The organism is Anaerobiospirillum sp. NML120449 (assembly GCF_023051105.1).
GTDB lineage: Bacteria > Pseudomonadota > Gammaproteobacteria > Enterobacterales > Succinivibrionaceae > Anaerobiospirillum.
In genome coordinates this window covers 125,306-141,174 of sequence record NZ_JALKIL010000005.1, presented here as the reverse complement: position 1 = coordinate 141,174, position 15,869 = coordinate 125,306, and the positions used below count along the sequence as shown (strand labels likewise).

Annotated in this window: 3 protein-coding genes; all 3 read left to right on the top strand. The window is 51.9% G+C overall.

Annotation, left to right across the window (positions count from 1 at the left end; translation table 11 throughout):
- Nucleotides 1-463 precede the first annotated feature (463 nt).
- The 3 genes from MXE41_RS02810 (at nucleotide 464) to MXE41_RS02800 (ending at nucleotide 15,236) form a co-directional block, all read left to right on the top strand.
- Nucleotides 464-1,387, top strand: a complete 924-nt coding sequence (locus tag MXE41_RS02810; RefSeq protein ID WP_247099281.1) for a flagellin — start codon at nucleotides 464-466, stop codon at nucleotides 1,385-1,387.
- Nucleotides 1,388-1,635: 248 nt separating this feature from the next.
- The gene (locus MXE41_RS02805) at nucleotides 1,636-2,580 is read left to right on the top strand and encodes a flagellin (RefSeq protein ID WP_247099280.1); all 945 of its coding nucleotides are present in this window, start codon (nucleotides 1,636-1,638) and stop codon (nucleotides 2,578-2,580) included.
- Nucleotides 2,581-4,652: 2,072 nt separating this feature from the next.
- A complete protein-coding gene (locus MXE41_RS02800) occupies nucleotides 4,653-15,236 on the top strand; it encodes a hypothetical protein (protein WP_247099279.1) in 10,584 nt (3,527 codons plus the stop codon).
- The last annotated feature ends 633 nt before the right edge of the window (nucleotides 15,237-15,869 follow it).

Below are 15,869 nucleotides of genomic sequence, written 5' to 3'. Positions count from 1 at the left end.
TTCAATTCAACACAACACAACTCAATGCGTGCTCTGATCGGCAGGAGTCATACCGGGCATCAGCGTAAATTTATTGGGCACGCTTCAGTGGCATATGAGGGGCTATGCAAAATGTGGCAAGGAAGACAAACAAACTGACTAACTGACAGTCTTAATGTAATTACCATACAGGGATCACATACATAGTGTATGTAATTGTAAGTAATTGCATTTATTGATATCGATATTATTGAATGGGCTTAAAGATTCAAGTAAGTGCTCGAAAGATGTAAAGCCTGTAAATAAGGGAAATCATGGCGCTAAGGTGATGTTTATAGCTACATATTTGAGCATGTTGGCAAATAAATTGCATTTATTTGATAAATCTTATACTTAACCATGCCTTGCGCTTATTGGCCCATGGGCATGACTTCCAGATTTTCAGGCCCATAGGGCCGATTTAAATCCCATTTTGGAGATAAGTATGGCCCTGTACGTTAATACGAATGTCAGCAGCATCAATGCCCAGCGCAAGCTCAGTAATGCCACTTTAAGCCTTAATACCAGCTATCAGCGCCTCTCTTCAGGCCTGAGAATCAACTCTGCCAAGGACGACGCAGCCGGCCTCCAGATTTCCGACCGTCTGACTTCACAGATCAATGGCCTCAACCAGGGTAACCGTAACACCAATGACGGTATCGCCCTTGCCCAGACCATTGAAGGTGCTCTGGACGAGACCACCAACATGCTGCAGCGTATCCGTGTGCTGGCTGTACAGTCTGCCAACGGCACCAACTCTGCTGCAGACCGTAAGGCTCTGCAGGAAGAGGTAACCCAGCTGTCCCAGGAAATTACCCGTATTGCCCGACAGACCACCTTTGCTGGTCAGACCATTCTTGATGGCGCCGGCCAGGGCCTCATTCCAGCCAACGGCAAGCTCACATTCCAGGTAGGCGCCAACGCAGGCAACACCCTGGACCTTAACTGGAACGATGCCTTTAACTTAAGCGGCATCGCCGACCAGGCCGGCATTCAAAAAGCCAATCAAAACAAAACAACCGGATTTACAACAGTAAAGAACGATCAAGGCAAGAACACCATTGTCTTTACCATCTCTACAGCTTCACGTGCCACTCATGTACTTGAGAACATCGACAAGCTTATCCAGGCAGTAGACTCCAAGCGTGCCGGTCTTGGTGCTTTACAAAACAGAATGGAAAGCACTATCCGTAACCAGGCTAATATCTCTGAGAATCAGTCTGATGCCCGCAGCCGCATAAGAGACACAGACTTCGCCTCTGAGACCGCTGCTCTGACTCAGAACAATATTATCCAGCAGGCTTCTCAGACTGTGCTGGCCCAGGCCAATCAGCGACCAACTATCGCTCTGAGCCTGCTCGGAGGCTAATGAACATTTATAACAGGGCTATCCCTGTTGTTTTAGCCTTTTAAAGCTTATTCCCTGATTCTCTGATTTTGATATCAGACTGCAACGCTCCAGGCATTTTATGCCCGGGGCTTGTTGCTTTTATGGGCAAGTCATCCTTTTGGGATGGCGGAGCTGCTTTGAACGCTGAAAATTAAGAAAGAAAGAAAGAGAAATGAAAGAATAAGACCCCTTGTCCTTATTCTGTAAAATGATTTAGAGAGTATATTATGGCTTTATATGTTAATACGAACGTCAGTTCCATCAATGCCCAGCGCAAACTCAGCAATGCCACTCTGAACCTGAATACCAGCTATCAGCGTCTCTCATCAGGTCTGAGAATCAATTCAGCCAAGGACGACGCAGCCGGCCTCCAGATTTCCGATCGCCTGACCTCCCAGATCAATGGCCTCAACCAGGGTAACCGCAACACCAATGACGGTATTGCCCTTGCCCAGACCATTGAAGGTGCTCTGGACGAGACCACCAACATGCTCCAGCGCATCCGCGTGCTGGCCGTCCAGTCAGCCAACGGCACCAACTCTGCTGCTGACCGTAAGGCCCTCCAGGAAGAAGTAACCCAGCTGTCAGCTGAAATCACCCGTATTGCCAAGCAGACCACCTTTGCTGGTCAGCTGGTTCTCAATGGCAAGTACGATGCTCAGAACAATAAAAACAGCCTCATTCCAGCTGATGGCAAGCTTACCTTCCAGGTAGGCGCCAATGCGGGCAATACCCTGCAGCTTGACTGGGGCAACGAGTTCACCTTAAGTGGCATTGGTAAACTGGCCGGAATCCAGGATGCTAACATAAATGCTACAGGTGATAAGGGACTGGTAAAGTCAGGTGCTGGTGCAACTCAGGTTGTTCGTTTTGGTGTTTGTACTGCCGAGGTGGCAACCAAGACTCTCGAGAATATTGATGCGCTGATTCAGGCTGTTGATTCCAAGCGTGCAGGCCTTGGTGCTTTACAAAACAGAATGGAAAGTACTATCCGTAATCAGGCCAATATCTCCGAGAATCAGTCTGATGCCCGCAGCCGCATAAGAGACACAGACTTCGCCTCTGAGACCGCAGCCCTTACCCAGAACAATATTATTCAGCAGGCTTCTCAAAGCGTACTTGCTCAGGCTAATCAGCGTCCAACTATCGCTCTTAGCCTGTTAGGCAGGTGACAAAGAAGATATATCTCTATCTTTATCATTCACGGCGGGGGCTCCCCGCCTTTTTTAGCTCTATACATATCAATTAAAGTCGATTTGACTGATGCAGGGGGATTGGGAGCGTTTATGCACGTACTGGCAAGCGTACAGTGCAGCACTCAGAGCATAACGGCAGCAGCCGTCTGCGCTGCCAGGTATGTCGTATAGACCTTTTTACATGGGAGCAACTGTTAGCTTGCATGCCAGAATCAATGGTGTAATTGAGGCATTGAAGCAAGGTCTGGGGTAAGAGCGTGCATGAGAGCAGCAGTGCAGGTGCTGAACCCTGAGTTGCCTTTGAGAGGGGAAATTACCGTTGGCCGCCACCTGTCTTATCCTTTGGATGGGAACTTTACAGCGATGGCTCTATAGCCCGGAGTGTGCCTGTGAGTTCGACACGGGGCCCCACACCGGCTGCGCATGCAGGCAGCGCATGGTTAGCCTCGTTCCCTGCACGGGCTGGCAGAGCATGGTGAGCCGGATTATCGGCACAGGCAGGCAGAGCATGGTGAGCCGCGTTCTCTGCATGTGCTGCAGTTGCGTTCATGCTGGGCTGTTCTTAGGGAGGGTAGTAGCTCTACCGTCCATAGTGCTCTCTGCGGGAGTAAGGTATGACAGGACAGACTGTATTTGAGAGGGTGGATTTGTTTGGGTAGTTGCTGGCTTGAGGGTGGGGTTTTTGTGCTTCTGGAGGCACAGATAGATACTGATATAGTGTTTGTTAAGGGGCGAAATTACGGGCTTTTTCATTGGGGCTCATGTTTTGCATGTAATAGAATGGTGCCTTTTTCAAGGTGCTAATTTTCTGTTAGCGATTGTTGCCATAAGTGATAAATAGGCCATTGCAGATGCCTCATAGATGAGCCGAACCAGGCATGATGACAGTTAAACGTGCCGGTCGATTTCTTTTGAGGTCTTTGTGATGTGTAAGAAATTCTGGTCACTAATGGTGCGTCTATCAGCATATGCTGAAATCAGGACAGCGCAGCGCGGAACAGTTCGGACATATGCGTCATATCCGCAGTGCAAAATGCATGATGCATTTAAATTTATGGAGTTGTTTTTAAATCCATAAATCTAAGGTGCCATGTTATTGACGGATGATGAAGCAAATGGCGTCCGCAGGCCGTTCTGGCTCACATTTCAATGAGAAATGTCCAAAGTTTGTCCTTATACGACCGATAATAGATTATTACCAGAACTGTGTTCTGTTGCCCGCCGTCATACGTGATGACAGCATCTGCTCAAAGGCCTGTCCGCCTGACATGCCGGCCATACAGCAGCGCTGACATGCCGGTCATACAGCAGCACTATGTGTCGGCCATACAGCAGCGCCTTAACCGGACAGAATACAGTGCAGTCTGATGCAGCCTGAGCTGGTTCAGACCGCAAATTAAACAATTCTGATTTTCAAGGAGAGATTTGTCAGCCTGCCCGGCGGCAAATCAGGACTGCATACCAAATGGGGCTCATGCTTCTGTGCGGCACTGCAGTCCCAGCTGCAGCTGCAACTGTAGCCATGAAGCTGGAGGTCATCTTCAGGTGTCCTGCAGCTTAGCAGCAGGCCCGGACTTGCCTGTCATGCTCAGTCACGTTCAGCTCTTTGCGCAAGTATGTGCAGTCCTGCCAGGGAGATATTCAGGAATACCTGCCATATAGTCCTGAATATCCAGGTAAATATCGATGCCTTAACGGCCTGTGCAGCGGCGGCATGCCGCTGACAGTCATGGGGACAGCCCCATGAGCGCGATTTACCGACTACAGGAGTAAACCTTTACTCCCCAGTATCACGGTGGCATGCCGCTGACAGTCATGGGGACAGCCCATGAGCGCGATTTACCGACTACAGGAGTAAACGCTTTACTCCCTACTGTCACGGCAGCTTGTCCCTGTCAAATCAGATTAGATATTGACCCCTGTACCCGCCATCTGCAGATGACGGACCTGACAGCTTCAGGCTGTCTCCAGCCCTCAAGGCACCTTGCCCGGCCTGAGGCCTGATGGTCTGCCCTCCTGCAGGCAGGAAGTCGTGTTGAGAAATAACCATGAAGCAAACAAACTCCACTATCACATTCCTGGCAGCACAATACCGTGCTGTACTTAAGGACGCCTATTTGAAAGGTCTGGCTTCGACCGCACTTCTCAGCACGGCTGCGCTGGCATCCGTCTATACCTCATCTGCTGAGGCAGCCACAAAACTCGACAACCTCGAGCAGCTCGGTACTGCTGGTGACTACACCCTGGATGACACAGCCGGTTCAAAGGACCTGCGTGTCAATAAGGACCTCAACTGGCAGGGTAATCTGACTGTAAACAGCTCAGTAAAGGGCGACCCTCATAAGATTATCAGCAATGTTGAAGGTGCTGACATCAATGGCAACGGTTCTCTGTCTGTCAATGGCAAGGGAGCTGTTGTGGCTGTTGGCGAGCCACAGGGCAATTACGAATTCAAGATGGATCTCGGCTCGATTGATATTCAGGAAGGCGAGATGCGTGTGCGCTCTGGTTTCCATATGGCAGGAAACACCCAGGTAAGCGCCGATAACATCACTGTGGGCAGCGGTGATCCAGCCCGTGAGGCCATCATCCATGTAGCGGGCATGGGTGACAACGGCTCCGTTGCTGCTCTGGGCCGTACTGAGGGTAATGGCAAAAAGGCCTCGGTTATCAACCTGCAGTCTGGCGGCCGTATTCTCCTCAACGGCCAGAAAGCCGAGCATGCCGTTCTCCAGGGACAGATTACTGGCAATGGCGGCACCATCAGCTTTGCCGAAAATTCAGGCCAGCCGGGCTTTTATAACAACGGTACCATCAAGGCCACCGGTGTGCTTGAAAACACCACCATCAAGACAGGTGGCAGGAGCACTGCCGTATTTGACTTTGACAAGGCCCTTGGTACCATTCCAGGCAGCGATTCCCACCTCAAACTCAATTCAGGCACCCTTGAGATCAAGGGCGCACCTGCTCAGGCTGACACCGGCCGTGTCGAAATCCATAATGGCACTCTCGAGCTGGGTGCAAATGCCAAAATTTCCAATAATCATGAACAGAATGCTCTTCTGACCATTGGCGGTGGCGACGAGGATCAGGAAGGACGCTTAAAGGCTTCCTGGGGTCATGTTAACGAATTCGTCAATGCCAAAAACGGTAATCATCACGGCACTATCGAAATCAGAAAAGATGGCGTGCTGGAGATGGCCAATGCCAATGGCTCTGATATTCATCTGAATAATTTCGATTTCAATGACAAGCGCTTCATGGGGCAGATACAGGTCCATGACGGCGGTACTGTTGCTGCTGATAATCTTAAGATTGATCGCGCGCTGAAGACCGGAGCCGGTGCTTCAGCCGGCTGGTCAACAGCCAACAGTCTTGATCTGCGTGCCGACACTCTCAAACTCAAGGAGAGCGGTGCAAATAATATCGATTACAAGTTCCGCAAGGCTGTAACCAAAAATCTGCAGCTTGAGGCCAATGGCGGCTGGAAGCAGACCTTTAACCTCAAGAACGATATCCGCATTGTTAACAGCCAAATGCAGGCTCATCCTGACGATGCCAATGGTCCAAGGTACTATCAGGCAGGTCAGACCGCATTCAACTCAGCTGTTTCCATCGATAAGGGCGGCCGTCTTGATGTGGCAGCCGGAACACTGACCACCAAAGGCAAGGTAACCCTCAATGAAGGCAGCATGAATGTGGGTGGTCAGGAACTGAATGACACCTACAACATGCGTGAGCGCACCAGTGGTGTAGACGCTCAGTGGAAGGCTGTGGGTGGCCTGCATATTACCAGTAAGGCCCCAACCAGTATTTCCATCAAGGGTACAGGTGAGCAGACTGTAGGTGCTGATGCTAACGGCAGTGGTGGCAAGACCATCAAGGGCCAGGCTGTGCTCGACCTGACTTCCGGAAAGCTCACTATTGCCGGTAATAGCAAGCCTAAGAACAAGGCCACCTTTGACATTCAGGACGGATCTCTCAAGCTCAGCACTGATAATGCCCGTGAGCTGCTTGATACTCAGAACAAGCGCAAAGGCAACACTGCCATTGGTGCAGCCGTGCATCTGGGCGGCAATGCCAGCATGGTTATCGAAGGTGAGCTTAATGCCCTGGACAGAGGTAAGAGCACTGGCATCTCTACTGAGATCTTCAAGCAGGTTTCCGGTGCTGATCAGCTCAACACTGACGAGGTAGGTATCTCCGGCACAGGAAATACTGTGCAGGCAGTTAACATGCATCTCAAGGGAGCTGAGCTCAATCCTGGCGAGGGTAACAGCTTCATTGCCCGTGAGGGTATGACCATTGATGCTCAAAAGCAGTCCAACGGTGAGTTTGCTCTTACCAGTGGCCGTATGGTTGTGGGTAACAGACTGAGCTCTGATGGCGGTGTCAGCCAGATCAATGTGGGTAAGGACGCCTCAACTGCAGAGCTTGAGCTTGGCTATGCCAAGCGTGAGACCGATCGCTTTGGCGATCTTACTGCCGCAGGTGCTGCTGGTACTCTGACTGATAAGTCTGCTGATACCGGCAATGTCCAGATTGACATCAAGCTCGATGGTATTAACCCTGACAAGCTGGCTGCCTTAAAGGTCAAGTATGGCAAGTGGTCTGCAAAGGATATAGACGCTTCACAAAACGGTTTAATTGAAGTCGGCTCCGCACTGGGGACCGGAGAAACTGCTGCGCCTGTATACGGCAATGGTGTTCCTGCACTTGAGGCTGCCACTGTAACTCTGGCTGATGGTTCCCAGATCATTGTGCATGATCAGAGCTCTGTTGATTTTGACAAGCTCGATATGAAGGGCGGCAAGGTCAAGGCCTCCGGCGATATGCACTTTGATGACCTGGCCATGGCCAATGGCACCATTGACACCAGTTCTGATATCACTGCCGGTACTGTCAATATGACCGGCGGCACCATCAATGCCGGCAAGAATCTCACCGCCCGTGGTCCTGGAGCCTCAAATCTCAATGGTGGCCTGATCAACGTCTCAGGTGATGCCGTATTTGAAGACGAGCTCAATGCTGGCGGTACCCATCTTACTGGCAGAAAGAATGTCACTGTCCTTAAGAACATGAATCTTTCTTCCGGCTCTGTAACTGCAGCTGGCACTTTCCTGGGTCAGGGTGATGTTAATCAGACCGGTGGCGTGTTAAGCGCTGGAACCATTGATGTTTCCGGCGATTACACCATGGATAACGGCGCCATTGGCGGCGCCGGTGACATGACCGTCAGTGGCGACATGACCGTCACCAGTGGTGGTGTAACTGTCAATAAGAACCTGACTGCCAATAACTTTGATTTCCGTGGCGGTGAAATCAATGTTAAAGGCAATTCTGTTGCTCTTGATGATTACAAGGTAAGTGGCAAGGCTCTGGTAAGAGTCAGCGGCGACGGTGTAGCCTTAGGCGATTACATCATGGAAGGCGGTGCTGCCAAATATGGTGGCAGTCTGATTGTGGGCAAGAATCTCGATGCCCGTGCCGGTGTTCTAACAGCAGGCAAGGATATCAAGGTCAGTGGTGACTCCAGCATTGGCAAGGTTACTGTCACTGCCTCCGGTGATTTTATTACCGGTGATCATGTCAGCCTGAACAATGGCACCGTCAACGCCGGTAAGAATTTCCAGTATGGCACCATGCAGATAACTGCAGGCAAGGTCAACGCAGGTGGTAATGTCATTGGCGGCAATATCACCATGTCGGGAGGCACCATTGCCGGAAGCGGCGACTTTACTGTTGGTGCTGTTACCATGTCAGGAGGTACTGTTACTGCAGGTGGCAAGTACCAGGGTGATGACATCACCATGTCAGGTGGCAGTCTTACTACAGGCTCTGACATGACTGTTGACAATGTCATCATTACCAGCGGTACTGTCACTGCTGGTGGCACCTATTCTGGTGGCGATCTCACCATGTCCGGCGGTGAGCTCTCCAGCAGTGGCGACATGACTGTTGATAATGTCAACATGACTGAGGGAACTGTAACCGCAGGTGGCAGATTCAGCGGCGGTAATCTCACCATGTCCGGTGGCAGTCTCAATGGCAAGAGCGATATTACTGTCAACAATGTTGATATCAACAAGGGCACAGTAACAGCAGGTGGCGTCTTCAACGGCAACAACGTCAATGTTTCCGGTGGCTCCATTACTACCAGCGGTGCTTTTACCGCCAGTGGCGAGCTCCATGTTGAAGACAGCGGCACTGTAAGTGCCGGTGGCAACCTTGCCGCTCAGGAAATCTATGTTAATAAGGGTGAGATTACCAGCAATGGCAATCTGTCATCTGATGGCTACATTGAGGTCTATGACTCAAAGTTAGGCGCTGGCGGTAATCTGCATGCTGCCCAGAATATGATTGTCAGCGGCACCTCCGAAGTTCAGGTCAGTGGCAACGGTCTGGTTGAAGGCAAGTTCAACATGAAGGGCGGCACTGCTTCCTTTGACCGTGGCCTTGCTGTAGGCCAGGAGCTGGTTATAGACAATGGCGACTTAACCTCAAAGGGTACAGTCAGCGCAGGCAGCCTTGATCTCAATGGCGGCTCTCTTAGCGCCGGTGATTTCAGCTCCATTGGCAATACCACTCTGGCAGGCGGTAATTTCAATGTCAGCGGCTCAGCCAATGTTGGTGGCAATCTCAAAGCAACTGGCGGTACTGCAAATATTGGCAACCGTCTTGATATCCAGGGTAATGCTCAGCTCGATGGCGGAAAGATTACTGCCGGCGGTGCATTGACTGCCGGTACTATGCATATCAACGGCGCTGATGTTTCTGCCGGTAATGGCCTGATCACAGGCAATCTTGAGGTCAGCAAGGGGTCGCTTACTGTCAGTGGTGCAGCCACTGTTGGTCCTCTTGAAATCAATGGCGGCTCCATGTCCGTCAATGGTCAGCTGGCTGCCGGTGATGTCGGTATTACAGCAGGTGAGCTCAATACCTCTGGCAGCATGACTGCCGATCGTCTCAATATGGCTGGTGGTACCATCAATATTGGTAACCTCAAGGGACCTGACGGCAGTATTATCAAAAATGGCGATCTGACTGTTAAAGATTTCGCCATGTCAGATGGTGTCCTCAATATCATTGAAAGCAAGATGACAGCCGGTAAGGCTCCTCTGGGTACTGCTGCCGGTGACAAGCTCGATTATGGCTTTACCACTACCGGTGGTGACATCAATATCAGCGGTGCCACTGCCAAACTGGAGCTGGGCATTGAGGCTCTGCGTGATCTGGTGTTCAAGCATGACATCAGCGGTAACAACGGTAATGAGCACCCTGAGGGCAGCAATGGCGGTCCTATTGATCCAAAGGACAAGTACACTAATAACATTACCCTCAGTGATGGCGCCACCATCAAGTTCAATTTTGACAACAAGACCTTTCTGACCAAGGAAGACATCAAGAAGTTAAAGGAAGAGTTCCTCAAGAATCCTGATGGTGTTCCTGATGGCAATATCGATATTGGTGATGCCCTGCTCGACGGTCTTGAAGATGTCTTCCTGCCTAATGGTGATGTTGACTGGCAGAAGCTCAAGGTATTCATTTCTTCCATGGGCCTTGACGGCGTCAAGATCGACAAGCTTGATGAAGCCCGTCTGGTAAATATCAAGGACGGCGAGAAGGTCGTAGCCCACGTAGGCTCAATGCGTGTGGACGGTAATGACGTACTGCTCGGTAACGGCTCTTTAAACAATGCCGCAAAGAACAATGGCAATTTTGTAGTCGACACTACCAATAATGATGCCCTTATTGACGTGACCCTCGACTCCGGTGCCTCCTTTGCCTTTAATAATGGCGGTAACCTCAAGGACATCATTCTCAAGGCCGGTAAGGAGAGCGACAAGACCAATGTTGTCATTGGCGGTAACAGCTCCACTGTAACCAATATCAACAAGATTCAGGGTCAGGGTGACTATACCAATGTCTTTATTGATGCTCTGACCAGCATTGCTGAGGGTATCGACAATGTCGATCGCGTCTCGGTAACAGGTGAGACCACCATTGGTAAGAACCTGACCAATATCGACAAGCTCGAGGCAGCTAATAAGCTGAATGTGGCCGGAAATCTGGAGAACGTCAAGGATATTGCCATTTCTTCAGGCGATGTCACCATAGGCGGCAGCATTACCGGTACTGACAATATCAGTTCTGTCAGCGGCTCCCTGTCTGTACAGAGCGGTCTTGACAAGGTCAAGCAGATCATTGCTCACAGCTCCGATATCAACCTCAAGGGTGGCATTGCCAATACTGACAAGCTCCAGCTCGTTGAGGGCAGTAACCTTACTACCTCAGGTTCAGGTCTGCAGAGCATCAAGGAAATTACCCTTGCAGCCTCCAAAGCTGTTATCGACGGCGCTGTTACCAGTGGCGACAGCCTGACCATGGTCAAGGGCAGTGAGCTTTCAGCAAGCGGCTCTCTTGATCAGATTAAGGACATCACCCTCTCTGCTTCCAAAGCAACCATTGGCGGTGGCATCAACGGCACCACCAGTCTGGCTCTGGTCTCAAAGAGTGAGCTTAATACCTCTGGTGCCCTTAATGATGTTCAGAAGGTTACTGTTCATGATTCCAAGGCCAGCATTGGCGGTGGTATCAGCGGTACTGACACCATTGCTCTGACCGGAGGCTCTGATCTCAAGACTCAGGGCGGTATCGACAGGGTTAAGGAAGTACTCATGGCCGGCTCCACTGCCAATATCGGTGGTGCCATCAATGGTGCTGAGACCGTCATTGTCACCGGCAAGAGCGAGCTTAATACCACTAATGGCGGTCTTGAGCAGGTCAAGAACATTACTCTTATGGATTCCAAGGCCACTATTGGCGGTGGAATTAATAACTCTGACAGCCTGACTCTGGCCTCTGGCAGTGAGCTGACCACAGCTGATGCCATCAACGAGGTCAAGAAGATCATTGCCTCAGCCTCCGCTCTTAATGCCGGTAAGGGCATTAAGGGCTCTGAGAGCCTGACTGCCGTATCAGGCAGCACCATCACTACTACTGGTGGCGGTCTGTCCAGCATCAAGGATATTGGTATCAGTGACTCCACTGCCAATATTGGCGGCGATATCAGTACCTCTGACAAGATGGTGGCTCTTAACAGCACAGTCAATGTCAGTGGCAATATCGACAAGGTAAAGGATCTTGGACTTGGCGGCACTACTGCTACTGTAGGCGGCAGCATCACCAATGCTGACAAGCTCACTGCAATTGACAATTCCAGCCTGACCACCACTGGTGGCATTGATAATGTCAAAAATATCGCCTTTAACAAGTCCACAGGCAACATTGGCGGCGTGATCAGCGGCTCTGAAAACCTGCAGCTGTTAAACAGTGAGCTCACAGCCGGTGGCGGCATCAATGAGGTCAAGAAGGTCCTGATGCAGGGCAGCACTGTCAATGCCGGCGGCGATATCGCCAATGCCGACATCATGCAGCTGACCTCAGGCAGCAAGCTGGCCTCTACAGGCGGAGTAAACCAGGTCAAGCAGATCGTGGTGATGAACAGCTCCACTGATATTGCAGGCAAGATTGACGGCAGTGAAACCATTGAGATTGGCTCCGGTTCCACTGTTGGTGCCGGCGGTATTGCCAACAGCGATACTCTGGTAGCTCAGGACAGCACCATCAAGGTCAGCGGCGATATCGATAATGTCCGCAAGTTAATGACCTCCAATACCAAAACTGAGGTGGGCGGAAGCGTCTTTAATTTTGACAAGGTACTGGCTGACAGTGGTGCGCTCAATGTCTCCGGCAGCATTGCCAGCGGCAGCGAGCTCAACATGACCTCAGGTACCACCCTTACTGCCCAGAACATTGACGGCGTCAAGAATGTCTACCTCGGTGGTACTGCTGATATTGCTCAGAACATCCAGAATGGTGAAGTCCTGTCCGTCAACGGCGGCGGCACTGTAACTGCCGGAAACAATGTGACCGGCATGAACAAGGTCCAGGTCACTGCCGGCACTCTCAAGGTAGGCAAGGATCTGGAAAAGAGCACTCAGCTTGATGTGGTCCGTGGCTCTACCCTTGAGGTTGGTGGCAATATCAATGATATTGAGTTTGTCCGTGCCAACGGCAAGATTGTAGTGGCCGGTACCTTCAAGGCTCAGAACCTGACCGGCACAGTACCAGGCGCAACTCCAGGCACCCCTGAAAACCCTGGCTCCACCGGCGCCTCAATTGAGGCTCAGGAGCTGGACATTACCGGCAATGTCGATACTCTGCTTACCGAGTACAGCGGCGACATGAAGGTCAAGGGCAAGGCCCGCTTTGGCAACCAGGCCATTCTCAGCGGCAATAATGAATTTGGCTCAGTCGAGTTTACCCGTGGCGTCCACCTTGCCAAAGGCAATACCACTGCAGGTCAGCTGGATCTGGCTCAGGGCGTGGAAGTCCGCGCTGGATCTGATGGCAAGGGCGGCACTGCCCACCTGCTTGCAGGCTACGCCAATCTCAATGGCGGCACTATCGTGGCTGACCCTGAGTATGGCGAGAAGGCCACTATTGTTGCCATGAACAACATGGGCACAGATCCGTCCCTGCCACATGCCCCTGAGGGCGGCACCGGCCCAGGCACCGGCACCGGCCCTGATGCCGGCAACGGCACCGGCCCTGACGCCGGCACCACTCCAGGTGCCGGAGGCACCCCTGGCACCAGCCCTGAGACAGGTGCACCAGCCAAGCTGGCTGCTGCCGCAGCAGTTACCCGTGCAGGTGAGCTCAACGGTACAGTGGTAGCCCTTAAGAATGCTGTAATCGCCATGGGCACATCAGCTAAGGATGTTGACGGCGCCGTTAATGAAATTCAGACCGCTCTGGCACCTTATTTCAAGAACGGCTCGCTGCAGGATCCGGCATCCTCTCCAGATGCCATTGGCTCTGTAGCCTACGTAGGCCGTCCAGTTACCCTGGCCTCAGGCAGCAAGATTGTGGTCGATGCCACCCGTGGCTATGACGAGTACCATGCTGCTGATGCCCAGTACAAGGGCCTGATTGCTGCCAACGATATTTATGTGGACAACAATTCAGCTCTGGTACTGCATAACGATGCCGTACAGGGTACTGACTCAGCTGCCATCACCTTTAAGAAGCCCGATGCCAGCATGTACGCAAAGAAGGGCTCCAAGCTGCTCATTGCCGGTACCACCATCAATCCTAATGCCCCAATCAAGGTATTCCGTGATACCAATGGCAAGATTGAACTCATTACCGAAGATGGCAAGCCAATGGATGCCGAGTCTGTAAACGGACTGTTTGAGGCTCCTGAGGGCTTTGGTCCAGGTCAGGTTGATGATCTCTTCCTTACCGTCAATCAGACCGTGGCTGACAAGAGCTTTAACGATGTTTCTCAGCCGGTACGTGACTCTCTGGCCCAGTATGGCGGCTTTGACAACAATCCAAACCGTCCACCACTGCATGGTGATGTAGCCTCAGGCGTGACCTACAATCCTGACAATCAGCAGTTTACTGATGGCAGCGGCAATGTACTGACCGCTACCAACTTTGTTCCGGTCAAGAATCCTGACAGCTCCTACAGCGTTTACCATAAGGCCAACAACCCGCTGCTCAACTACATTGTTACAGCTACCAATTCCGGCCGTGATGCTGAGGCTGTAGCCCGTATGTCCAGCCTTGGTGGTACTGCCCGCAGTGCTCTGACCGCCTCTGAGGTTACTACTGATGCCATTGCTGCCCGTTCAGGCATGACTACAGCTTCCGTAGATGATCGTTACACCTCAAAGCCGGTTCAGGCTGTGCCATGGATGAACGACAAGCGTAATGAGAAGCAGGCCTACAGCAAGGGATCAACCTGGATGACTCCAACCTACAGAAAGGTTGACAGCGACGGCCTGACTGCTGACAACAAGAGCTATGGCAATGATATTAAGCTTGCCGGCATGACAGCAGGTCTGGATGTACGCGTCCACCCTAATGTCGAGGTCGGTGCAGCTATCAGTGCCGGTACTGTTGACGGTGATTCAAAGGGACTGGTATCGGGTGTGAAGAACGAAGGCAAGTACATTGGTGCTGCTGCCTACGGCCGTTACACCAGAGGTCCGATCTCCGTGCTTGCTGATATGGCCTATACCCAGACCAGTAACGATCTCTCCACTCAGACAGCTGTGGGAGAGGCAAAGGCATCGGTGAGCAGCAAGGTTATCACCGCCGGTGTTACCGCCCGTCAGAAGATGCAGGCAGGTCCTGTTGAGGTTACTCCTCATGCCGGTATCCGCCTGACTCATGTCAGCACCTCGGATCATGATGTCTCCATCAATGGCTCTACCATTGCCCGCTCAACCGGTGACACTGCCAATATGGTCTCCATACCTGTTGGTGTAACCGTATCGCGCAACATCAAGCATGGTACCTGGAACATCAAGCCATCTCTTGATCTGACCATGACAGCCAATGTCGGTGACAAGTCCAGCAAGAACGACGTCAAGTGGCAGGGTGTTAACAACATGACCACCAGCCTCGACTCCCAGATTGTTGATGACTACACCGCAGGCATCAAGGCTGGCGTCACCGTCCGCAACGGCCGCTTTGCAGCCGGTGCCGGCGTGGCATACAGAACCTCTGACTCCACAAAGGATCTGGCAGTCGAGGCCAACGCCCGCTACGACTACTAACCAGCCCCAGCCCGCAGCACAGCTGCGGGCAGCGGCTGGCCGCCACGTCCGGCAGCTGTGCTGCACGGCCGCCGCTGGCCTTCTGATGCATGGGCAGTCAGGCGTCATTCCATTGGCGGATCGTGTTTTGCATGTGAAAAAATGGACTGTTTTTCTGTCACATTGCAGCAGGACAAAGCCATAATGTCCTGACAGAAGGGCTCCGTGCCCGGCCATGGCCCATGCCATCCCAGGACCGGCTACGCCTGAGCGGCCAGCGGCCTAAGGGCTGCAGCCCCCGGCTGACGCCCCTTGCATGTGCCTCCGGCTGACGCCCCTGGCGTCTGCCTGATGCACAAGGGCGATCCTTGCTGCACGGCCCAGTCCTTACTGAGTATCAGTTTTTTGCACCGGAGCTCAGTACAGCCAGCAAAGAGGTGGTAATACCTGCTTTGAGAAGGCTGATATTTACGGCATGTATCCCGAAGCGCAGCTTTCGGGTACAGATGTAAATCAAACTGATCACCATTGGTGCATTGAAAAAAAACAGATAGAATTAAGAGAAGAGAGAAGAGAATCCCGGCCCGGGCATCAGTGTCCGGCCGGGGATGCCTGTTGCCGGTATAAATCCGATAAACATGCTGATCGCATTAC